The 22732-nt window shown below is 66.2% G+C and carries 14 protein-coding genes; 9 read left to right on the top strand and 5 right to left on the bottom strand.

Features of this window, described 5'->3' with window-relative positions:
* Positions 1 to 137: 137 nt before the first annotated feature.
* From QRM96_RS06925 to QRM96_RS06890, 8 genes are read left to right on the top strand one after another with little or no spacing between them, the layout of a single operon-like run.
* Positions 138 to 1730, top strand: coding sequence for a sugar transferase (locus QRM96_RS06925; protein ID WP_285318957.1), 1593 nt, complete (start codon positions 138 to 140; stop codon positions 1728 to 1730).
* 27 nt (positions 1731 to 1757) lie between these two features.
* The gene (locus QRM96_RS06920; protein WP_018762853.1) at positions 1758 to 2882 is read left to right on the top strand and encodes a Gfo/Idh/MocA family protein; all 1125 of its coding nucleotides are present in this window, start codon (positions 1758 to 1760) and stop codon (positions 2880 to 2882) included.
* A complete protein-coding gene (locus tag QRM96_RS06915; protein WP_285318955.1) occupies positions 2879 to 3871 on the top strand; it encodes an NAD-dependent epimerase/dehydratase family protein in 993 nt (330 codons plus the stop codon). The genes QRM96_RS06920 and QRM96_RS06915 overlap by 4 nt, the downstream gene beginning before the upstream one ends.
* Positions 3871 to 5040 (top strand): DegT/DnrJ/EryC1/StrS family aminotransferase, encoded by a 1170-nt coding sequence (locus QRM96_RS06910; RefSeq protein WP_018762851.1) that lies wholly within the window; start codon positions 3871 to 3873, stop codon positions 5038 to 5040. The genes QRM96_RS06915 and QRM96_RS06910 overlap by 1 nt, the downstream gene beginning before the upstream one ends.
* Positions 5033 to 5692, top strand: a complete 660-nt coding sequence (locus tag QRM96_RS06905; RefSeq protein WP_285318953.1) for an acetyltransferase — start codon at positions 5033 to 5035, stop codon at positions 5690 to 5692. Before QRM96_RS06910 ends, QRM96_RS06905 begins: the two co-directional genes overlap by 8 nt.
* A complete protein-coding gene (locus QRM96_RS06900) occupies positions 5689 to 6813 on the top strand; it encodes a DegT/DnrJ/EryC1/StrS family aminotransferase (RefSeq protein WP_018762849.1) in 1125 nt (374 codons plus the stop codon). The genes QRM96_RS06905 and QRM96_RS06900 overlap by 4 nt, the downstream gene beginning before the upstream one ends.
* Before the next feature lie 30 nt (positions 6814 to 6843).
* Complete coding sequence (locus tag QRM96_RS06895) at positions 6844 to 8343, top strand: lipopolysaccharide biosynthesis protein (protein ID WP_285318951.1); 1500 nt, start codon at positions 6844 to 6846, stop codon at positions 8341 to 8343.
* Positions 8324 to 9910: a glycosyltransferase gene (locus QRM96_RS06890; RefSeq protein ID WP_018762847.1), complete on the top strand. Its 1587-nt coding sequence runs from the start codon at positions 8324 to 8326 to the stop codon at positions 9908 to 9910. Before QRM96_RS06895 ends, QRM96_RS06890 begins: the two co-directional genes overlap by 20 nt.
* Here QRM96_RS06890 and QRM96_RS06885 read toward each other — a convergent pair.
* The 3 genes from QRM96_RS06885 to QRM96_RS06875 are packed head-to-tail and all read right to left on the bottom strand — an operon-like array spanning position 9894 to position 13388.
* Complete coding sequence (locus QRM96_RS06885) at positions 9894 to 11102, bottom strand: glycosyltransferase (protein ID WP_018762846.1); 1209 nt, start codon at positions 11100 to 11102, stop codon at positions 9894 to 9896. The genes QRM96_RS06890 and QRM96_RS06885 overlap by 17 nt on opposite strands.
* Positions 11083 to 11979 carry a chain-length determining protein gene (locus QRM96_RS06880; RefSeq protein WP_285318949.1) on the bottom strand — a complete coding sequence of 299 codons (897 nt, stop codon included), beginning with the start codon at positions 11977 to 11979 and terminating at the stop codon, positions 11083 to 11085. The genes QRM96_RS06885 and QRM96_RS06880 overlap by 20 nt, the downstream gene beginning before the upstream one ends.
* Positions 11976 to 13388, bottom strand: a complete 1413-nt coding sequence (locus QRM96_RS06875) for an O-antigen ligase family protein (protein ID WP_018762844.1) — start codon at positions 13386 to 13388, stop codon at positions 11976 to 11978. The genes QRM96_RS06880 and QRM96_RS06875 overlap by 4 nt, the downstream gene beginning before the upstream one ends.
* 260 nt (positions 13389 to 13648) lie before the next feature.
* On the opposite strand from QRM96_RS06875, the gene QRM96_RS06870 reads away from it, so the two are divergent.
* On the top strand, positions 13649 to 14902 hold the full coding sequence (locus QRM96_RS06870; protein WP_018762843.1) for a hypothetical protein: 1254 nt from the start codon (positions 13649 to 13651) through the stop codon (positions 14900 to 14902).
* A gap of 160 nt (positions 14903 to 15062) precedes the next feature.
* Here the strand turns inward: QRM96_RS06870 and QRM96_RS06865 are convergent, their stop codons facing one another.
* Positions 15063 to 19754: a DUF4082 domain-containing protein gene (locus tag QRM96_RS06865; RefSeq protein WP_285318947.1), complete on the bottom strand. Its 4692-nt coding sequence runs from the start codon at positions 19752 to 19754 to the stop codon at positions 15063 to 15065.
* A gap of 112 nt (positions 19755 to 19866) precedes the next feature.
* On the bottom strand, positions 19867 to 22596 hold the full coding sequence (locus QRM96_RS06860) for a WecB/TagA/CpsF family glycosyltransferase (RefSeq protein ID WP_285318946.1): 2730 nt from the start codon (positions 22594 to 22596) through the stop codon (positions 19867 to 19869).
* Positions 22597 to 22732 lie beyond the last annotated feature (136 nt).

Genomic DNA, 22732 nt, shown 5'->3' with positions numbered 1-22732 from the left:
AGTTGCGGTACCCGCAGTTTCCACAGCCTTCCCTCGCAAGACCCACAAAGGCCGCGCCGGCCTCCTTCAAAGCCGACTTTCCGCGGCTAGTTTTGCTTCACAGCCAGGGGACAGGCGCTACGACCGAGAGGGTGATCATGGCAGAGATACCAGTTGTCAGGACCCGACGTTCAGCCTTCGACTGGCTTGTTCCGCCCGCTGCTGCACAGCGGGCGGCAACACAGCAGCCGGTGGCAGGGGAAGCCGCAGGAACCCGGTTCCCCCTGCCACCGGCAGCCCCCTTTCTTCCCGCGGCACACGCCCGGCCCCGCAAGGCAACGGCAGCCTGGATCAACCGGCACACCAACCTCCTCCGGTCCGCTGACGCGGTGGTGGTCATGCTCTCCGCCTATGCCGGATTCCTGCTTTCCGAAGCGGGCTTCTCACCCGAGGGCCCAAGGGACGGCGGCGCCGCTGCCGCGGCCGCCGCGCTGACGGCAACCTGGCTGGCGGCGCTGGAGCTCTACCACACCAGGGATCCGAGGGTGCTTGGAATCGGCGCTGACGAGTACAAGCGGGTGGCCGCTGCCACGCTCCGCATCTTTGGCCTCCTGGCCCTCGCTGCCGTGATCTTTTCCATCCATGGTGCCAGCGCGTTCGTGACCGTTTCCCTTCCGCTGGGCCTGGCGGCCCTGACGCTCAACCGGCGGGCATTCCGCCGCCGCCTGACCGCCGAAAAGGCCAAGGGGCGCCACCTCTCCCGCGCCGTGGTGGTAGGCGAGCCGGAGGACGTCCGGTACGTGGTCCAGCAGGTCCGCAAGTCCGGGGCTGTCTACGAGATTCTCGGCGCCTGCCTTCCGGGGGCACGCCGCGGCGCAGGACTGCGGGTGGACGGCTGCACGGTGCCGGTCCTGTCCTCCACGGACGACATCGCCCGAACAGTCCGCTTGGTGGACGCTGACTCCGTGATCATCGCCGGCCCCCTGCCGGGCGGCAACCGGTTCATCCGCGAGCTTGGCTGGAAACTCGAGGAGTCCTCCGCGGAGCTGATCCTCGCAGCGACGCTGACCAATGTTGCCGGTCCCCGCATCCACTGGCGGCCGGTGGACGGCCTGCCCCTCATGCACGTGGACATCCCGCAGTACGGCGGGGCCAAACACGCCATGAAGCGGATCATGGACGTAGCCGCGGCGCTGGCGGCCCTCCTGGTGCTCTCACCGGTCCTCGCGGTGCTCGCGCTGATCGTGAAACGGGACAGTCCGGGGCCGGTCCTTTTCCGGCAGGCCCGGATAGGCAAGGACGGCCACGTCTTCGGGATGTACAAGTTCCGGTCCATGGTGGTCGACGCCGAGGCGCGGCTGGCGGGGTTGAACCAGCAAAACCAGGGTGCCGGGGTGCTCTTCAAGATGAAAGACGATCCCAGAGTGACCCGCTGCGGCCGCTGGATGCGCAAATACTCGCTCGACGAGCTCCCCCAGCTTTGGAACGTGGTGCTGGGCGACATGAGCATGGTGGGTCCCCGGCCGCCGCTGGACCGGGAGGTCAGCGGCTACGAGCGCCACACCCACCGCCGGCTGCTGATCAAGCCGGGTATCACCGGCCTTTGGCAGATCAACGGCCGCTCGGACCTTCCGTGGGAGGAAGCGGTCCGGCTGGACCTCTACTACGTCGAAAACTGGTCCCTTGCCGGTGACCTCCTGATTCTTTGGCGGACGTTCCGGGCTGTCGTCCGGCCGTCCGGCGCTTACTGACACACTCACAAATGGGAAGACAATGACATGAGAAAATTCGGCAGTCCCTTCCACTCCGCCAACCACCCGCAACCTGCACCGAAACTCCGCATCGCCGTCGTCGGAGCCGGCTACTGGGGTCCCAACCTGGCGCGCAACCTCCAGGCAAGCCCGGACTGGGACCTGGTGGCCATCTGCGACCTGGACATCGACCGGGCCCGCAAGCTGGCGGACACGCTGGGGCAGATACCCTGCGTCGAGTCCATGGACGAGCTCCTGGACAGCTTCGACGTCGATGCCGTGGCAATCGCGACGCCGGCGCGAACGCACCATGGCGCGGTCATGACGGCGTTGCGCGCCGGAAAGCACGTCCTGGTGGAAAAGCCGTTGGCGGACAGCAGGGAACACGGGCTGGAGATGGTGGCCGAAGCGCGGGCGAACGGCCTGGTCCTGATGGCCGACCACACCTACTGCTACACCCCGGCGGTGCTGAAGATGCAGGAGCTGGTGCAGTCCGGATCCCTGGGCGAGATCCTGTTCGTGGACTCGACCCGGATCAACCTGGGCCTGGTGCAGCCCGACGTCGACGTTTTCTGGGACCTCGCCCCGCACGACTTGTCCATCCTGGACTTCGTCCTCCCGGGCGGCCTCAACCCCGCCGAAGTCTCGGCGTTCGGGGCGGACCCGCTGGGGACCGGCCGCGACTGCGTGGGCCACCTGAACTTCCGGCTCCCCAACGATGCCACCGCCCACGTGCACGTGAACTGGCTCAGCCCCACCAAAATCCGCCAGATGGTGATCGGCGGATCCTTGCGGACGCTGGTGTGGGACGACCTGAACCCCCAGCAACGGCTCAGCGTCTACGACCGCGGGGTGAGCTTGGACCGGCAGCCGAGAACGGCCGGCGAGAAGGCGTCCACCGCCGTCTCCTACCGTTTGGGGGACACGTGGTCCCCGGCGCTGCCCGAACGTGAGGCCCTCGGCCAGGTGGTGCAGGAACTCGCCTCCTGCATCCGCACCGGACGGCAGGCACGGACAGGCGGCGCCTCCGGGCTCCGGGTGTTGTCCGTCCTCGAAGCGGTCACCCGCAGCCTGACCCTGGACGGCCGGTCCACCCCCGTGGCGGGTGCCGCGATGGCCGGCACCGGCGCGGAACTGGAGGGGGCCCGGTGAGCACCCTGGAGGGCGCCAACGTCCTGGTCACCGGCGGAGCCGGCACCATCGGCTCCACCCTGGTGGACGCCCTGCTGGCCGCGGGAGTGCGCCGCATCGACGTCCTGGACAACCTGGTCCGCGGCAGGCTGGACAACCTCTCCGGCGCCCTGGCCACCGGGCAGGTCGGACTGGTGCGGGGCAGCATCCAGGACCGTGACCTGGTCCATGACGTCACCCGAGGCAAGGACCTGGTATTCCACCAGGCGGCCATCCGGATCACCCAATGCGCCGAGGAACCCCGGCTGGCTTTGGAAGTGCTGGTGGACGGCACTTTCAATGTCCTGGAGGCCGCCGCGGAACACAAGGTGGCCAAGCTCGTGGCCGCCTCCAGTGCGTCGGTCTACGGGATGGCCGAGGAGTTCCCGACCACGGAACGGCACCACCACGCCAACAACGACACGTTCTACGGCGCTGCCAAGTCCTTCAACGAAGGGATGGCCCGGAGCTTCCGTGCCATGACGGGCCTGGACTACGTGATGCTGCGCTACTTCAACGTCTACGGGCCGCGAATGGACGTCCACGGCCTGTACACCGAGGTCCTGGTGCGGTGGATGGAACGGATCATGGACGGGCAGCCGCCGCTGATCTTCGGCGACGGACTCCAGACCATGGACTTCATCCACACGGCGGACGTGGCCCGAGCCAACGTGCTGGCCGCGGGCAGCAGCATTGCCGAAGGCACCTACAACGTGGCCAGCGGGACGGAAACCAGCCTGCTGGACATGGCCCGCACCCTGCTGCGGGTCATGGGCTCGGACCTCAGCGTCGAGCACGGCCCCGCACGGCAGGTGAACAGCGTGGTGCGCCGGCTGGCCGACACGTCCGCGGCCGCCCGCGACCTTGGCTTCAAAGCGGAAGTGGAACTCGACGAAGGACTGCGCCAACTCGTCAGCTGGTGGATGCCGCTGCGCAACGAAATCGCCGCCACACGGAAAGTTGGTGCCTGATGACTGCCGAACCAGTCCTCGCCCGGATCAATGTCATGAAGCCTTGGCTCGGCGACGAGGAGGCACGGGCCCTGGCCGAGGTGGTGGCCTCCGGCTGGGTGGCGCAGGGGCCCAAGGTCAAGGAGTTCGAGTCCCGGTTCGCGGAGTACCAGGGTGTCCGCCATGCGGTGGCCACGTCCAGTTGCACCACCGCCCTGCACCTCGCCCTGGTGGTGGCCGGAATCGGACCCGGGGATGACGTTGTGGTGCCCTCCCTGTCCTTCATTGCCACGGCCAACGCGGTGACCTACGTCGGTGCCAGGCCGGTGTTCTGCGACGTGGATCCGGCCACCGGCAACGTGACGGCGGAAACCCTCCACGCGGCCCTCACCCTGGACACCAGGGCCGTGATTGTGGTGGACCAGGGCGGCGTGCCGCTGGACCTGGACCCCATCCGCGAACTCTGCGACCGGCACGAGATCATGGTGATCGAGGACGCCGCCTGCGCAGTGGGGTCGATGTATAAGGGCAGGCCGGTGGGTGCGGGCGCGGATGTGGCCGTGTGGTCCTTCCATCCGCGCAAGATCCTCACCACCGGTGAGGGCGGCATGCTCACCACCAACCGGGCAGATTGGGCGGCCAGGGCCAGGACCCTGCGGGAGCACTCGATGAGCGTGTCCGCCGCCGACCGGCACGGATCGCTCCTGGCCCCGCCGGAGGTGTACCTGGAAGTCGGGTTCAACTACCGGATGACGGACCTGCAGGCCGCCGTCGGAATCGTCCAGCTGGGCCGGCTGCCGGAGGTGCTGGAACGGCGGCGGAGCATCGCGGCGCGCTACGTGGCCGGCCTTTCCCGGGTGCCGGGCCTCCGGCTGGTATCGGACCCGCCCTACGGCACCACCAACTTCCAGTCGTTCTGGGTGGAGGTGCTGCCCAGCTTTGGGACCACGCGGGACGGGCTGATGGAACTGCTGGCGGACGCCGGGATCTCTGCACGGCGGGGCATCATGGCCGCGCACCGCCAGCCGGCCTACCGGTGGCGGAACGCGGGCGGCTCCCTGTTGCAACAAACCGAGCGGCTCAACGACAGGACCCTGATCCTTCCCGTCTACCACGAACTGGACGACGAAGGGCTGGACCGGATCATCGGCACCATCCGGGGCGCGGCTGCAGGATACGCGCGTGAGTGAGCTGATCCTGATAGCTGCCAGTGGCCTGGCCCGCGAAGTCCTGGCGATGGTGCGCAGCAGCGGCCAATATGACGTCGTCGGCCTGCTGGACGACGACAAAGAGATGGCGGGCGTCACCGTGGACGGGGCACCCGTCCTTGGGACCATCGATGACGCCGCGAAGTACACGCACGCGTTCGTCCTGGTATGCATTGGATCCGGCAGGATCCGGGAATCCGTCGTGGAGCGGCTGACGGCCATGGGCCTCACGGAGGCACGCTACGCGACGGCGATCGACCCCTCGGTCCAGTACCCGGAAGGATGCCGGGTGGGCAGGGGAAGCATCCTGCTCCGCAACGTCACGCTCACCGCATCCGTCACCCTGGGAGCGCACGTGGTGGCCATGCCTTCGGTGACCTTCACGCACGACGACGACGTGGCCGACTTCGCCACGTTTGCCGCGGGTGTGTCACTGGGCGGCGGAGTCCGGATTGGCCGGGCAGCCTACCTGGGAATGAACGCCAGCGTGCGCGAACGCACTTCAGTGGGCGCCTACGCCACCGTGGGGATGGGAGCGGCGGTGCTGAGCAACGTGCCTGACGGACAGACGTGGGTTGGGGTGCCGGCCCACGAAATTGACGGCGAAAGATTCAGTGTTGGGGGTATTTCATGAATTCCGACGTGGATGTGCAGGCAGTCCCGCTGGTGGACCTGGCAGCACAGCAGGCTGAGATCCATGACGAGGTGATGGCCGAACTGGACACAGTCATGAGTTCGGCGTCCTTCATTGGCGGCCCGGCCGTTGCGTCGTTCGAGGCGGCGTACGCCGCTTTCCTGGGCGCACGGCACTGCGCCGGCGTTGCCAACGGAACGGATGCGCTGGAACTTGCCCTGCGTGCCGGGGGCGTGCGGCCGGGCGGGGAAGTCATCCTGCCGGCCAATACCTTCATCGCCACGGCCGAGGCGGTCAGCCGGATCGGGGCAGTCCCGGTGCCTGTCGACGTCGACCCTTCCTTCCTCCTGATCGATCCCGACGCCGCCGCGGCCGCCGTAACCTCCCGCACGCAGGCGATCGTGCCGGTGCACCTGTTCGGGCAAACCGCCTTCGTGGAAAAACTGATCCCCGTTGCAGACTCCTGCGGCGCGGTGATCATCGAGGATGCCGCGCAGTCCCAGGGCGCAACACGGTTCGGCCGGCACGCGGGCACTTGGGGCCTTGCCGCCGGGACCAGCTTCTACCCCGGCAAGAACCTTGGCGCCGCCGGGGACGCGGGAGCCGTGCTGACATCCGACCCCGGCGTGGATGCCCAGGTCAGGTTGTTGGGGGCGCACGGGAGTTCGGTGAAGTACCGGCACGACGCCATCGGCTTCAACTCGCGCCTGGACACCGTCCAGGCGGTCGTCCTGAAAGCGAAGCTGGCGAGGTTGCAGGGCTGGAACCTGCGGCGCAGGGCTGCGGCGGAACGCTATGCGGCGTTGCTGGCGGATGTGCCGGGTGTCGAGCTGCCGCAGGAGGCACCGGGGAACGCGGATGTGTGGCACCTGTACGTGGTGCGTGTCCGGCACCGGGACGCTGTCCTTGAGTCGTTGCACGCGGCGGGGATCCAGGCGGGAATCCACTACCCGGTTCCGGTGCACCGCAGCGGGGCGTACGCGGGCCGGACATCCGGTTCATTCCCCGTGGCCGAGGATGCTGCCGGGCGCATCCTGTCCCTCCCGCTGTTCCCGCATATCACTGCCGAACAGCAGGAACGGGTTGCTGGGGCGTTGTCATGCGCAGTGACGAAGCAGTAGTCCGTTGAGGCCGTCCGTGCGGGGAAGGCGATGAAGCGCCCCGGCCTGGCATCCGTACAGGAGGCCGGGCACCAACCCACCGGCTCGCAGAATGCGTCCGGCGCCACCTCCGCACTGGGCTGGAGCCTGCTGAATACTGCGGTGGCCAGGTTCGGCACGCTGGGAATCGGAATCGTCCTGGCCCGCCTGCTGGGGCCCGACTCATACGGCAGCTTCGCGGTGGCCATGGTGGCGCTGCTGGCGGTCCTGACCATCAACGAACTGGGGGTCAGCCTCGCGATCGTGAGGTGGCCGGAGGATCCCGCACGGATCGCACCCACCGTGACCACCATCTCGATCCTCTCCAGTGCGGTGCTTTGCGGGGCCGGCCTTGCCGCAGCCCCCTGGTTCGCGGACCGCATGGGCGACCCCGGTGCCACCGACGTGGTCCGGGTCATGGTGTGCTGCGTCCTGGTCAGCGGGGTGGTCGCCACACCGGCAGCGCTGATGCAGCGGGCCTTTGACCAAAAGACGAAGATGCTGATCGACCAGGTGAATGTCTGGGTGGGTGCCATCGTTTCAATCTGCCTGGTGTTGGCCGGCATGGGCGCAATGAGCCTGGCGGTGGGCCGGCTCGCGGGGACGGCGGCCGGGGGCCTGCTCTTCGTCCTCAGGTCGCCGCTTCCCCTGCGGCTGGGCCTCGACCGCACCGTCCTGATGCCGTTGCTGCGGTTCGGGCTGCCCCTGGCAGGGACCAGCATCATCGTCTTCTGCGTCGGCTACCTGGACCAACTGGTGACGGGCAGTACGCTCGGTCCGGTCATGCTGGGGATGTACGTCTTGGCCTTTAACCTGTCGAGCTGGCCGGTGACCATGTTCTCCCAGCCGCTGCGAAGCGTGGCTCCGGTCGTGCTGGCCCGGCTGCAGCATGACCCCGAAAGGATGCGCTCCACAGTCACCGCCCTGATCGGGGTGATGTCCTGCGTTGTCTTCCCTGCTGTCACGTTCCTGGCGGCAGAGTCCGAAACCGTCGTCCGGATTGTGTACGGCGACGTCTGGGCGGGGGCAAGCGCCGCCCTGTTTTGGCTTGCCATGGTGGCCGGGTTCCGGATCCTCTTCGAGTTGATCTACGACTACCTGGTGGTTGCGGGAATGACAGGGTCCATCATGTCCATCCAGGTGTGCTGGCTGGTGGCCCTGGTACCGGCCCTGTTCCTTGGCACCGGCGCCGGCATCGCCGGGGTGGCCATGGCCCAATTCTTCGTCGTCGCCGCCCTGGTCCTGCCCTTGTATCTTTGGCGGTTGCGGGCAGTGGGTGTCCCGCCTCTCGGGGTGATCCGGCAACTGCTGCTGCCCTCGGCCGCTTCGGCAGCGTTGCTGGCCGCCTCTGCCCTCCTCGGCCGGATGGACTTCGGTGTCCCCTGGGCACTCCTGCTCTCCGGGGCAGCAGCCGGCTCCGTCACCGCTGGCCTGCTCTGGTTCAAGCGGGCCGACGTTGCCACGTTGAAGAAATTGGGAAGGAGCGGGGGCCTTGCAGGGCATCAGCGGTAACAGGGACACCTTTGAACGCCTGGTGGCGGTCGCCGGCCGCCTGGCAGCAGCCGGACGGTGGGAGCAGGCGGCGGTGCAGGCACAGCTTGCCGCCCGTTTCGCCTGGACCGACCACACCGGGTATTTCGGCCACCAGGGACTCGAAGAAGTCCTGGGGATGCTCCGGTCCTCCATCCCACAGCCTCCGCCCCCGGCGCCGGGAAAGCCGGCCGGGCGCCTTGTGGTCCACGTGGCCACCCAGCTGTACGGGACCGGCGGCCATACCCAGAGCATTGCGCACTGGATCCGCCAGGATCCTGGCTCGCGGCACCACGTTGTCCTCACCCGCCAAGGCAGCACCGAATGTCCAGCCAAGATTGCCGCGTGCCTGCCGGATCCCCGTGACCTGGTCCTCCTGGACCGCCGGCCCGGGGGGCTCATGAGAAGGGCGGGAGCATTGCGCCGGGTCATCGCTCCGGCCGACGTCGTCGTTGTGCATGCGCATCCACACGACGTCGTCCCCTCCCTTGCGTTGGGTGTCCCCGGAGCGCCTCCGGCTGTCTACGTCAACCACGCTGACCACGTCTTTTGGCAGGGGACCTCGGCGGCCGCCGTCGTCCTCTGCCTGCGGGCAAGCGGCCGGGAGCTGACCGTCCGCCGCCGCGGGGTTGATGCCGGCCGCTGTATGGTGGCCAACCGGCCCCTCGAACTTGCGCCTGCCGGGCCTGCGGAGGAATCGAATGAACTGGCCGCGCGGACTGGATGGGGCATCCCGGCGACGGATTTCGTCGTGGTGTCCGCCGCGGCAGGCAGCAAATACGATCCCGTTGGCCCGGACTCGCTGATAGGCCTCTTCCGGTCCTTCCTGCTCCGGCGCCCGGATGCACACTTCCTCGTGGCCGGCCCGTCCCCCACCGGAGCCTGGGCTGCCGCGGCGGCTGCCACCAATGGAAGGATCCGGGCCGTCGGGCGGCTTGCCAACATCTCGTCGCTTCTGTCCATCGCCGATGCCTACGTTGACTCGTTTCCCTTCGCTTCGTTGACCTCAATGTTGGAGGCCGGTGCCCACGGGCTGCCGCTGGTGACATACAGGGGCCATCCGGCCGAATGTGCGGTCCTTGGCTCGGATTCACCAGGCCTCGATGACCTCCTCCTCACGCCCTCGACTCCGGCGGGTTTCGTCTCAACCCTGGCGGACCTGGCAGATTCGGTGTCCACCAGGACGGCTCGGGGCTCGGCCACCCGCAGGGCAATCGTTGAAGGTCACAGCCCCTCAGCCTGGCGGGAGACAGCGGAGCGCGTCTATACCGAGGCCGCCCTGGCGCGAAGCGGACCGATCGCACCGGGACCCACTCCTTGGGCGGACGGACCCCTGGACCAGCTGGTGGGGCTGGTGCAGCATGAGACCGGCTTCGCCGGCCTGGATGCGGCCTGGGCTGACATACTGCCCTTCCTCGGAACGGCCCAGCGCATCAGGCAGTGGACGGCCTGGCGGAAGTCACCCCATGTGGGCCTGGCACAGTTGGTACCGGACCACAGCCGCGCGTGGGTTTCGGACTCACGCAGGCGCCTTAGCCAACCTTCATAGCGAGGGGCGTCGAGCGGGGGGTGCGGTAGTGTTCGCCGGCCGCATCAACCGCCGGGCCGGTGAGCAGCCATGGCCCTGTATTTTCGTGGAATCCCAGGATGACCTTCCGGCCCGACAGGGCGCCGACCACTTCGCCGGCAGTGTCAAAGCTGATGTTGGTCACGGCGACGGTGACGTCCGGACCTTGGGCGCGCACCAGGGCAGCGACGGCCCGCTCGTCCGCTGCAAGGAAACGGAACCGGACGCCTCGCCGCCCCAGCTCCAGGGGCTCGCCCAGTTCATGCCCTCCGGGTCCGCCGGGGAGCACATTGATCACGGTGGCAGCGCCTGCGCCCGCTGCGGCACAGATGTCGTCAATGTCGCGGCGCAGGTCACCCAGGACCGTGACGGGGCGCAGCGGGGCTTTATTCCGGAGCTTGTGCGCCGATACCGATTCCCGGAGCCACCGGTACCGCCACTTCTGCGAGTCCACCAGGCCGGAGAGGAGGGAGGGTACGTGGCGCCGTTGCTGCACTGTCCCGCACGTCGTCACGATCGGCAACTGGTTGGGATACGCCCCGGCGATCCACTGGTGCGCCTCGGCCAGCCGGTCAAGATTGATGGTGAGGCTGTTGTGGGTCAGGGGGATGTTGGCTACCGCCACGCGGTGGCCGGTAGACCGGAGCCGGGCTCCGTATTCCACGGCATAGGCGTGCCAGGACAGGTCCGGCTCCTCGCTGAGCGGCTGCCGGAGGATGTGGTCCCGCCGCACCATGAACAAGACTTCATCCAGGCTGTCCACGTCCGCCAGCCCGGATTCCTGATGGCCGGATAACACGATGCGGTCGCGGATCCGCCCCACGAGGCGGCCCTCCCCGGTCATCCCGGTTGCGCCCACCATTCCCAGGGAAAGATCTGCCATCAATGCGGCGGCGATCTTCTCCAAAGCCGGGATGGAGTGCAGGAAAACGTCCTGGTGGACAAAGACCACCACATCGTTCCGCGCCGAGGCAGCACCATGGTTCAATGCCGCTCCGGCGGAGGAAAATTGCCGTGCCGTATTGTCGATGGGCAGGTACTCGAGGTCCACGGCGCATGGGAGGCCGGCCTCGACGGAAGCCGTGAGGCACTCCTGGAGCACTGCCGGGTTGTTGAAGACGCAGACGACAGAGACCGGGACTCGCCCCTCCCGGTCAGCGTTTGACGGGGACATCAGAGCGTCGCTCCTCGAAGGAAAGGTCCTCCAGCCCAGGCTGTGGCAACAGGAGCGGCGGCTCATCAACCGCATACCTTGCGGGCTTCCGGTCCTTCACCGCCCGCGCCGCCACGACACTGCCGCCACCAGGTTCGCCGTCCTGTTGCTCGTTCGCAACTGCGGCCGGTTCGGCGTGGCGGTCGGCGGAGCGCCTGCGCCGGGACACAGGCTTGCCCCTGTCCACGGCGTCCTTCCGGGCAGCCCGCGAATTCTCCAGCATCCTGGCGATCGAAACAGCGCCGAACAGGAGGATGACGCCGCCAATCAGCACCACGATCATCGACCGGAGCCGGCTGGAGAATTGCTCTGTCGCTTTGCTCGGGGGATCAATCTGGAGGGCCGTGAAGAGGTAGCGGTCATCGGCCCCGTTGACTTTCTGCGCATCCCGCAGTTTGGCGGTGAGATGCTGGCCCAAGGCTTCTGCCGTCGTGATGGCCAGCTGCGGGCTGGGGCCCGTGGCCTCCATCCTGATGAGCTGGCCCGCCCCCGTGGTGGCCGGCAGGGTCACCGTGTAGTCGGGTGACAAGCCGGCGGCCTTAAGCGAGTCAACGACGTCGGTTGAGCTCAACTTTGTCGCCATCACCTGGGTGATCAGGGAGCTGTCCGCCGAGCGCAGGTAGGGGTTGTCCGAGTTTGCGGCGGCGACGGCGGGATCGGTGCGCATTTCTTCCACGCTGGGCACGCGGGGCGTCACCAGGACGTACACCGTCGACGCCATGTAGCTCCGGGGCGCGAAGAAGAAGACGTAGGCTGCCGCAGCAAGGGTGAGCACCAGGACGGTAATCATCGAAACCTTGTGGCGCCACAGGATTTTAAGAACCGAGACGGGAGTCATGGGAGCCTTTCAGATTCTGCAAGGCTGGCGCCTTGTTCCTTGGTAGTTGGGCCAAGTGCCCGCCGTTCGCCGGCGACGAGCAACCAGACCGTCCCGGAGAGCCCGACGCATATCGGGTACACGAGTGCCAGGACGGGGAAGCCCAGCGAGTCAAAGGCGGCTGACGCCGGGGCGGCCACCAGGCAGGCGGCGGCGACTGCGGCCGCAAGTGTCTTCAAGCGTTCCTCTTTGGCGTTGAAGGCCGCCAGCCAGGCCGCTATCCCGGGTACCACCATGTACAGCAGGAGTGCAAGGAACCCCGGCACTCCCAGTTCGACGATGGTTTTCAGGTACTGGTTATCCAGGACCTCAATGGCGTTCCTTGTCAGGTACGCCCCGGGACCTATTCCAAGCCATGGCCGGGCCGAGACCATGGCTTCCACCCTGGGGTAGTCCTCAAGCCGTGCGGTGATGGAAGGATCGGCCGTCCCCGCGGTGACGGAACCAAACAGCGTTGCGACAAATCCGGGAACCGCCAGGAAGAGCACTGTGGCAGCGCCGGCGAACCCCAGGACCGTCCACTGCCTGGACCTGGAAGGAAGGAACGGAAGGAAGACCAGTGCCACGGTCAGGACACCCAGGACCGCCGAGCGGGAAATCGTGGCGGCGATCGCGAACACAATGAAGCCCGTCCCCGTCCAGTGCATCCAGGCGCGGCCCGACTTGTCGTACAGTGCGCGCCACAGCGAGAGCGGAAGGAGCATCGAGGCGATGACCCCCAGCTCGATGGGATGGAAGGTGCTGCCGGCCACCCGGAGGAAGCTTCCGCGTTCCTGGAACGGCTGGTTCCCGCCGTTGTCCTTGAACCCGGGCAAGACCCCTTGGAACCAGGCCATGGGGTCCACATGGGTGGTGAACTGGATTGCCGCCACCATGCTGCAGAACACGGCACCGCGCAGGAGCGCACGCACCAGCATCATCGCCGCGTCCACGGTCCGCGTTGTCTCAGTGGTTACGAGCACCAGGCCGGACGAGGCGACCATCAACAACATCCAGCGGTCAGCACTCGCGCGTGTCGCATCCGTCGTGCTCCCGCTGATACCCACGTACATCGCGGCGTAGGAGGCACACGACACCGCGAAAAGGGCTGCCAGCGCGAAGCGTCCGGGGTGCTCGCGGTCGATGGTCCTGTGCAGGCCGAGCATGACTGACGTCACCCACAGCGCGAAAACCAGCAACGCAAGAATGTGGGCCACATAGCCGGCGGCACCCAGCGGTTCCAGAACGAGGTTGGAGGGGAAAACGAAACAGGCTACCGCCGTCACCCGCAGGAGCAGCGGTGGCTTTTGCTCGTCGCCGTCAACGCGCAGGGGTGTGTCCAGTCGGACTTCCGGACCCAGCGCGGATGGAGCTGGCAGATGCTTTCCCACATCCCCCCAATCTTCCTGCCGGGGTTGAAATACCCTTATACACGCAATGTTCAGGGTGATAGCGTAGCTCCAAAATCATTGCTTGTCGCCGCTTATTTCCCTTTTATCCAGTATGACATTTGACCCATGATTTTACGACAGGAATTGCCATGAAAAACCTGTTCGAAGCACCTGGAAAAACCGCCCGGGACATGCGCAATTCCACAAAACTCATCAAGAAAACCGCAATTCTATTGACTTGCCTTTTAGGAACGTCATGCATGTCGTCAAGCGCCTTCTCCGCGTCCTCAGGATCGGCTCAAGATCCGCTTCCTGAAGGGGTCAGCGTCCAGGGGATTGACGGCGGCCCGGGCTTCTACGGGAAGTTCTCGCCGACCCTGCCGGCCGAGCCGAGCTTCTTTCCCCTGGGCGTGTGGTTTGAAAGCGTCCTGCAGGAAGCGGATATCGCCGCGGACCGCGGTGCCGGCCTGAACACCTACGTGCAGCTCACTGATGACTCGAATGTGGAGCTGGTGCGGGGCAGCGGCCTTCATGCGCTCCCCTCCACAGTGGTCCCCGGCGCTTCCGGGTTCGTCGTCTCCGATGAAGTGGACATGTGGGCGGGCGGGGGAAACTCCTCGTGGACCGGCAAGTCCCAAGGTGAAGGTGTGATCTGCGAGCCCGTGGCCTCCGAATGCGGTTTCACCGTCCAGGAAGCGCTGGTGAAACTCTTCCCGCCGCGGGCGTTGCTCTATTCCAATTACGGCAAGGGCGTAACGTTCCAACTCAAGAATCCGCAGGCCGCGCAATTCGTCAACAGCTACCAGGACGTCGTCTCCGCGGACAACTACTGGTTTACGGATCCCTATATCTGCAGCCATGTCGAAGGCGGGGCAGTTTTCGCGGATGGGCGGGATCTCACTGACGCGGAATGCCGCACCGGGGCCCACTACGGCTGGACGGTTGACCGGGTACGGTCCCTGGTCCAGCCCGCCGGCTCCAAACCGGTCTGGGCGTTTGTCGAGGTGGGCCACCCATTTTCCGAAAGTGATTCACTCACCATCAGTCCCGCCCAGCTTCGGTCCGCCGTATGGAGCAGCATCATCCACGGCGCCCGGGGAATCGTCTATTTCAACCACAATTTTGGCGGCCAGTGCCAGTCCCAGCATGTGCTCCGGGATGAATGCGGCACCGCGATCCGTCCAACGGTAGCCGCCGTGAACAAGCTCATCACCACCCTCGCTCCGGCGCTGAACACGGGTTCGGTAACGGGGCTCGTGACCGCAAACAGCAAGGACGTTGATTTCGCCGTGAAAGCCAATGCGGGCCACTTCTATGTTTTGGCGGCAGCCACGCGTCCCGGACCCCAGTCCGTGACCTTCTCTGTTCGGTGCGGCGGCCCGGACCAGGCAGAAGTGCTGGATGAAAACCGTTCGGTGCCCGTGTCGAACCACGCCTTTACGGACTCCTTCAGCGACGCCAATGCGGTACACATCTACCGCCTCAACGGAGGCAACACCTGCGGCCTTGGCTGAGGTCCCCTCCCCCCGGCCCTTGTGAAGGTCGACCTCGTGGAAGACGACTGCGCAGGCCAAGCATCATGTCCCGCCCATCCCGCTCCTGGCACGGGTGGGGCCCGCGACGCTGGATTGCGTCGCGGGCCCCTGCGGCTGCCCCGCCGGTTGTCCCCGGCTGCTAGGGGGTGGTGACTTCCACATCCACCCAGTAGTTGGTGGCGTTCCAGGTGTTGCTCGGGAACCCTCCGGCGCCGTAGGCATAGACGCCGTTGGGACCGCTGGTGCCGTCAGCCAAACCGTGGAGGATGCCGCTGTCCGCCGACTTGCCGGCAAAGAAGGCGCCGTCTGCCGAGTAATACCCATTGGGCGCCAGGTACGAGACCACGTAGACCGTGTTGGCGCTGATCGGAATCGGCGTCGCGAACGTTGCCCGCTGCCATCCGGACGCGCCCTCATTGGTGAACGTGACCGAGCCCAGCAGCTGGCCTCCTGAGGTCCAGAGCTTGCCAACGTGCGTACCCGTGTTCTGCGGTCCCTTATAGAAACGGACCGCCGTGACGGTGGCGTTGGTGTCCGAGGTGAACTTCATGCCCAGTTCCACCGATGAGTTGTCCTGGGCGGTGACCGTGGATGGAACCGCGGTGGGACCGAAGACGCTGCACGGGCAGCCGGCCGTTGGCTGCGGAGCCGTGGTGAACGACCAGGTGTAGGGCGCTGCCATGGCCTGTCCGTTGCTTCCCTTGGCACCCGAAACCGTAGCCGTGAAGGTTGTGCTGTAGGCCAGCGCAGTGGCGGGGGTGAACACCGAGGTGTTGGTCAGCGTGTCATAGCTGAGGGTCCCGGGTACGTTGGCGTTTGCAGCATCCTTGACGTTGAAGACCACGGTGCTGGGGTCAACGGCCCTGTCGTAGGTCGCCTTCACCGTGCTGGTGGTGGCCACGTTGGTGGCACCGGCAGCCGGTGAGGTGGATGACACCGTGGGCACGCTGACCGACGCCGACCCGTTCAGCACCACATCCACCCAGTAGTTGGCGTTGTTGTAGCTGCTGGAGGGGAACGCGGAGGTGCCGTAACGGTACACGCCGTTGAGTCCGTCCACCCCGCTGGCCAGGCCGTGAAGCGGATAGTTGTCCACGCCTTTGGTGAAGAAAGCTCCGTCCGCCGAATAGTGCCCGTTGGGTGCGTAGTACGAAACGATGTACGTCGTGTTCGCCTGGATGGCCACGGGTGTGGAGAAGTTTGCCTGCTGCCAACCGGACCCCGACTCTCCGGTAAAGGTCACGCTGGCCAGCAACTGCCCTCCGCTGGTCCAGAGCTTTCCGGTGTGCGTGCCGGTGTTTGCGGAACTCTTGTAGAAGCGGACGCCGGTGACGTTCCCGGCAATATCCGAACGGAATTTCATCCCAAGTTCCACCGACGATCCGTCCGGCTGGTCAATGGTCCCGGGCAGGGCGTTCGCGGCAAACACGCTGCAGGGGCAATTGGCCGTGGGTTGGGCCACCGTAGTGAAGGTCCAACTGTAGGGCGCGGTCATTACCTGTCCCGCCGCATTCGTCGCCCCGCTGACGGTCGCCGTGTAGGTGGTGTTGTAGGCCAGTGCTGAGCCCGGCGTGAACGTCACGGTGGTCCCCGAGTAGCTGCTGGTACCCGTCACGCTGGTGGTTCCGGCCTGGAGGGTGAAGGTAATGCTGTTGGCGGTAACCACCTGGTTGAACGTCGCGCTTGGTGCCGTATTGACGCCAATCGCCGTCGCCTTGTCTGCCGGCAGCGTTGACGTCACTGCGGGCGGGACAGGTGCTGTGGCGGTGGTAAAGGTCCACGAGTAAGGGCTTGCCATCGCCTGGCCGGAACTGTTCGTGGCACCACTGACCGTAGCCGTGTAGGTGGTGTTGTACGCGAGCGGGCTGCCGGGCGCAAAGGTGGAGGTGTTGGTCGCGGAGCTGTAGCTGGTTGTCCCGGGCACTGAGTTCAGGGACGGATCCAGCACGCTGAAGACCACCGAGGTGGGCACCACCGCCTGGTTGAACGTCGCTGACGGGGTCACGGAGATGGGCACGCCCGTGGCCTGGTTTGCCGGCGATGTGCTGCTGACCGCCGGAGCGGGAGGTGGTGCCCCGGTTGTGAACGTCCAGGTGTAGGGGCCCGCCATTGCTTGGCCGGCCGCATTGGTGGCGCCGCTGACGGTCGCCGTGTACGTGGTGTTGTACGCCAGCGCGGCGGAAGGGGTGAAGGTGACTGTGCCCGAGCTGTAGGCGGCGTTGCCTGCCACTGCCGTGTTGTCAGGCTTCTTCAGCGTGAAGGTGATGCTGCCCGCTGTTACGGCCTGGTTGAAGGTAGCCGACGGCGCCTTGGTGATTGCGACGTTGGTGGCTGCATTGGCCGGGTCGGTCGAAGAGACTGCCGGCGGCACTGATGCCGACGGAACGAACTTGACGTCCACCCAATAGTTCTCGGCGTTGTAGGAGGACTGGGGAAAGACGCTGCTGGCCCCGTAGGTGTAGACGCCGTTGCCGGAGCTGGGGGTGTTCCTCAGGCCATGCAGCACGCCGCTGTCAAGGGACGAGTGTCCGGCCGGCATGGGCGACGGGTTGGGATACATGAAGCCCGCGGCCTGCGCATAATGCCCTTGGGGAGCGAAGTAGGAGACCACATAGGTGGTGTTTGCGGTGATGGCCACAGGTGTGGCGAAGTTGACCGTTTGCCAGCCGGTTGCCGTCTCGTTGGTGAAGGTTGCCGTGGCCAGCCGGGCTCCGCCCGATGTCCACAAGCTGCCGACGTGCGTTCCCTTGTTCAGGCTTGACTTGTAGAAGGAGACGCCGGTGACGGTTCCTGCCGCCTGGGCGGTGAACTTCATCCCGACTTCCACGCTTCCGCCGTCGCCGGAATCGGGCGTGTCGGGGATCATGCTGGACCCGAAGATGGAACACGGGCAGGAAACGTTGACCGCAGCCCCGGATCCTGGCACCTCGGTGTTCCCCGAGTCGTCAGTGGCTCGGGTCTTCACGGTCACTGCCGGGCTGCCGTGCACCGTCCAGGTGTAGGACCAGCTGGTGGTCCCGGTGGCCGGGCGCCACGTGGTTCCACCGTCGGTGGATACTTCGATGCCGGCCACTACCCCGCCGGCGTCGGAGGCCGTTCCCGAGATGGTGACGCTGGAGCCGTCGGCAAGGGTCTGGCCGTTTAGCCCCGATGTGATGGTCGAAACAGGGGCGCTGGTGTCGGTGGACTTTGCCGCCGCTACCAGCCCCGTCATCAGGGTAACCGGCTGGACACCCATGTCGGCGAACAGGTTGACGGTGGCCTGCTGCATGTTTTTGTCGGGGGTACTTGTGGGAATGGTGAAGTTGTCCAGGCCGTAGGCCCATTGGACCGTGCCGGCACCGAAGACAAGTGCGCCGCTGGGGGCGCGGTACATGATCAGGTTGTGTGTTTGGCTGGAAGCAGCAGTGGTGCTGCCGTAGTCAGTGAATGCCTCAGGCACCGAAACAGTGGTTGAGGACAATTTGAATGCGCCGGCAGGACGGAATCCGTTGTCGGCGTCGATGTCCCACTCGTAACCGAGCGTGTCCAGGCCACTTCCGAGCGTGAGTGATTGGGTTCCCGTCAGTTTGGCGGCCGCAGTGTTGCGCCACAGCCGCATGCCCGCGTATTGGGCGGGGACCTTGATGTCCGCGGAGCCGGAATTGACCAGGAAGAACTGTCCGGTCAGCGAGTTCTCCGGGTTTCCGCCACCGGTGGACGTGCCGAAGCGCGGGTCGCGCCAGGTCCCGGTCCATTCCACCGGGTCTACGGGCGTGTTGTAGTGGGTGTCCTTGTATGAGACCAGTGTGCGCCCGGAGGTCTGGCTGCCATCGATCGAGGCCTCCCAGCGGGTGCGCCAGAACGCCTCGTTGCCGCTGAAGAAGGCCAGGTTGACGCCTGCGTTCCGGGCGGCTTCCACGTTGCTGCGCTGTGTTCCGCTCCAGTACTCATCGTGTCCGGAGGACATGAACATTTTGTGGTTGAGCAGCAGCGGGCCTCGCGTCGCCGTGTCCAGGCCGCTGATGTAGCTGACGTCGTAGCCGTTCGCCTCCAGGAAGCGGATCATCGGGTATTCGGTGTCCATGAGCCAGCTGTGGCCTTGGTCGCCCGTGGAAAGGAACGGCCTGTTGTAGGACACCTTGAACGCTGACTTGTAGGCCTGTGGATTGCCGGTGGGGCATGCCACCGTGCATTGGTAGAGGCTGTTGCCGCCGTAAGTGTTGTAGGCCTGCCACGTTGTGTCGGACGTCTGCACCACGATGCCGCTCTTTCCCGCATCGTTGCGGACTACGAACGGAATCATGCTGTCCCCGCCGGTATCGTTGCGGACCAGGTGGGCGAAGTACACGCCCGAGACTGCGGATGCCGGGACTGTCCACGACGCGGAAACCCCCCAGTTTCCACAGTCGACGAGGCCCGTCCCGGACTGGGTCAGGCAGGCGGGCTGGGATTGCGGCAGTTTGGCCGTTAGTGGGATGCTGGCGGCGATCTTGCGGGCCCCGTTCCCCTGGTAGTAGCCGAATCGAAGAATGTCGATGTGGTAGGCGCTGGCGGTGGTCTTGATCTTGAAGCTGATGGATTCACTCTGGTTGACGCTCATCGCCGTTCCGAAGCCCTGGATGGACGAGTCGCCGGATCCGGAAACCTCCCAGTCCGAGGACGGGGTGCCTGGCAGTGAGTTTTCACACGCGACGGCGCTGGCAACGGGGGGCGTGCAGGCATCGGCGTGGGCCGCCGGAGCCTGGTAAAGAGTGGAACTGAAAGACAGCATCGCGGCGATAAGGAACAATACGGAAAAACTTGCTGCCGCACGCAGCCTGCTTTCGACGGGCTTTGATTTTGCAAACACTTTAACTCCATTTCGAGACGTGAATAGCGCCAGGTGCCTGCACTACCCGGATCAAGGAATAGGCGGCTGTTGAGGAATGCGGGGATTAAATTCGGTCCTTAATTCAGGGAATTTATCCCCAACCCACTCCCCAGGAATGCAATTCATAATTGCGGCTGCTGTCATCCCGCTCCCACGCGGTGTTTTTTCGGCGCCGGGCCGCACGGCCCGCAAGCGCGAAGGCGGCATAGACGGCGGCATCCACCGCGGAGCCGGGACCCTTGATTGAATGCGCCAGTTGACTGGCCGTGCGTCCCGACTGCGTGCCCGGAACATCGCGGAGTTCGTTGTTCCCGCGATATACGCGCCTCAGGGTGGAGAGCAGGGCCTTTCCGGTCCGTGGCGTGCGGACTGTCACCGGCGGGCAGGCGATGACTTCTTTTTCGGAGGCGTCGAACAATCGGTCGATGTAACAGTCGTCGGCCGTGATGGGCGGAAATTCACCAAACCGTTCATGCCCCTTGCGGCTCAGGCCGTAAACGCCGGCACCCCACATCGATGCCGATGCCTGGGGCAGCCGGTTGCGTGCCCGGTAGTAGGCGCGGACCGGCCAGGAGGCGCCCGCTGTGTCATACGTGAAGGCGGGGCGGGCGCAAAGGGGCCCGCCGTCGTCGGACAATGCCTCCAAGGTGGCACGCAGGGCGGCCGGCGGCACCTCGATATCGGCGTCAACGTACAGCCGCGGCCACCCGCAGGCGGCTTGGTCGCCGGCGTTGAGGGCAGCGGTCTTGGACGCGGCCTCCACGGAGACAACCCGGACGCCCGGCACGGAACCGGCCACGGCTTCAGTTCCGTCGGTGCAACCGTTGCAGGCAACCACCACGTCCACCTTCCCGCTCGCGATGGGTGCGGTGAGTGCTGCCAGCGTCCGCCCGAGGACCGGGGCCTCGTTGTGTGCTGGAATGATGACCGTCCCGGAGGGGAAATCCCTTTCCTGGCCGGGGCCACCCGGGTAGGCGACGGCGTGCGGCAGGTCGGCCCATCGTGACTCCCTGGCGATCAGTCCCAGGATTCCCCGGTGGGCGGGCAGCGGTGCCCGCAGCAGGGCAGAAAGTACGACGGCGGCACGGAAAATTCGTGCGTAGCTTCCGTGATGGAATTTTCGGACATAGCGGATCCTGTTCGCCCCCATGAGGGCATCCAGGGACGGTGAGCTCCCGGACCCGCCGCGGGAATGGACCATGGCTGCAAGGGGCTCGAACCAGACGTCGGCCTTGAGCTCGCGGACACGGTGCAGGTAGTCCGTCTCCTCCGAGTACAGGAAGTAGGACTCGTCCCAGCCGCCGACCTGTTTCGCGATGTCGGAGCGGATCAGCAGCGCGGCGCCGGTGGCCCAATCCACCTTGTGCGGGTGGGCGTAGCTTTCGGCGTCGAAGTCCATTTCGGTCAGCCATCCGGGGCGTCCTTGGAACCTGCTTCCGAGGAGGGCGTCGCCCAGCGCGCGCGAGATGCTCGGTTCCCTGCGCAGCGAGGGGTAGACGCTTCCGTCGTCGTCTCGCAACAAGGGGACCACCACTCCCGCGCCGGTGCCCGCCATGGATTTCCGCAGGGCCATCACCGCGCCGGGGCAGAGCCTAAGGTCCGGGTTGAGGACCAGGTACGAATCCGCACTTCCCGCCTTCGCGTAGGCCGCATTGATGCCGCCCGCGTACCCGAGGTTCCCGCCGGTGGGGAAGGCGGCCACGACAGGAAACTCCTGCAGGCAGGAAAGGGTCTCCGGGCTCGGCGAGTTGTCCGCAACCACCACCTTGATGGACTGTTCCCGGGTCTGGAGCCGGAGGCTCTCCAGCAGCCCGCAGACGTCCGCGCCATTGTTGTAGGTCACCACCAGCGCGGCAACATCGGCGTGCTGGTCGGTCGGGGTGAAGTCCCCTGCCGTGGTGCCGGCCCGCCGGGTGGGACCGGAAGCGGGTCGAGGGGCAGGGCCTGTGCTTTGCCCGGGCGCGACGTTGGCACTGTGCCGGCGGAGCTTCAGGTAGGCTTCGGGCCCCTCCACGACGTACCGTTTGGCGAGCCGTCGTGGCTCCATGGCCAGCCGCCACGCCCATTCAAGGCCCATAGCGCTCACCTGCCGGGGCGCACGGCGTATGTGGCCGGCGAGGAAATCGATGACCGCCCCGAACGCCAGCAGGACCTTCGCCCCGGTCTGCGGCCCGTACTCCCCGATCCAGAGTTCCTGCCGTGGTTTGCCCAAACAGACCACCAGGATGTCCACTCCGGCGGCCCGGATGTCTGCACACAGTTCCGTGACGGCGGTGGCATCACCCAGCATTTGGCGGGACGGCGCCCACCAGCCGGCCACGCGCAGGGTGGGGCGCTCCGCTTCGATCCGCGTGGCAACCAATTCCTGGGCTTCCGGGCTCCCACCCAGGAAACCGACGGTCCGTCCTTGTGCAGCGGCGTCATCGAGGATGTGGCCGATCAGGTCACTTCCTGCGAGGCGGGGCCACCGTTGGCCGGTGAGTTCCGCCGCCTTGGCCACCAAGGGGGCGCCGTCCAGCAACGTCAGCCACTCCAACTGCGGGATCTCCAGCGTTCCTTCCCAGCGGCCGCCGGTCCCGAAGTGGTTGACGTGGTCCAGGTTCGCGGAGAGCACACCCAGGGGGGTCTCGGGGGCACCCGCGGCTCGTTCCATGATGGCTGCCAGGGCGTCCTCACGGCTCATCAGGTCGACCCTGACGCCACCCAGCGTGACAGCCCGCTGCAGCGGGCCCTCGAGGGCCGTTGTTCCCCGCGGTGTCACCAACCCGGCCATCCCCAGTTTGTGGATGCGGCGGGGCAGGCGCCCAAGTGCAGATGTCATTCCGGCTCCATGGTCACAGCGCAGGAGCACGTCGGCTGGAAAAGGGGTCTGCACTCCCCGTTTCAGCCTCGCGCCGGTCACCCGGCACGGCACCTGTCGCATCTGTCAGTGGTCGACGGATGCCATCGTTGGCAGG

Source organism: Pseudarthrobacter sp. lyk4-40-TYG-27 (genome assembly GCF_030209295.1).
Classification (GTDB): Bacteria; Actinomycetota; Actinomycetes; order Actinomycetales; family Micrococcaceae; genus Arthrobacter.
The sequence above is the reverse complement of the archived record's forward strand: the minus strand, read 5'-3'. Positions and strand labels throughout refer to the sequence as shown.

Excerpts from the sequence above, each read along its gene's own strand:
- QRM96_RS06925 (WP_285318957.1), top strand. The coding sequence starts at position 138 with ATGGCAGAGATACCAGTTGTCAGGACCCGACGTTCAGCCTTCGACTGG.
- QRM96_RS06920 (WP_018762853.1), top strand. The coding sequence starts at position 1,758 with ATGAGAAAATTCGGCAGTCCCTTCCACTCCGCCAACCACCCGCAACCT.
- QRM96_RS06910 (WP_018762851.1), top strand. The coding sequence starts at position 3,871 with ATGACTGCCGAACCAGTCCTCGCCCGGATCAATGTCATGAAGCCTTGG.
- QRM96_RS06900 (WP_018762849.1), top strand. The coding sequence starts at position 5,689 with ATGAATTCCGACGTGGATGTGCAGGCAGTCCCGCTGGTGGACCTGGCA.
- QRM96_RS06895 (WP_285318951.1), top strand. The coding sequence starts at position 6,844 with ATGAAGCGCCCCGGCCTGGCATCCGTACAGGAGGCCGGGCACCAACCC.
- QRM96_RS06885 (WP_018762846.1), bottom strand. The coding sequence starts at position 11,102 with ATGTCCCCGTCAAACGCTGACCGGGAGGGGCGAGTCCCGGTCTCTGTC.
- QRM96_RS06880 (WP_285318949.1), bottom strand. The coding sequence starts at position 11,979 with ATGACTCCCGTCTCGGTTCTTAAAATCCTGTGGCGCCACAAGGTTTCG.
- QRM96_RS06870 (WP_018762843.1), top strand. The coding sequence starts at position 13,649 with ATGTCGTCAAGCGCCTTCTCCGCGTCCTCAGGATCGGCTCAAGATCCG.
- QRM96_RS06860 (WP_285318946.1), bottom strand. The coding sequence starts at position 22,596 with ATGACATCTGCACTTGGGCGCCTGCCCCGCCGCATCCACAAACTGGGG.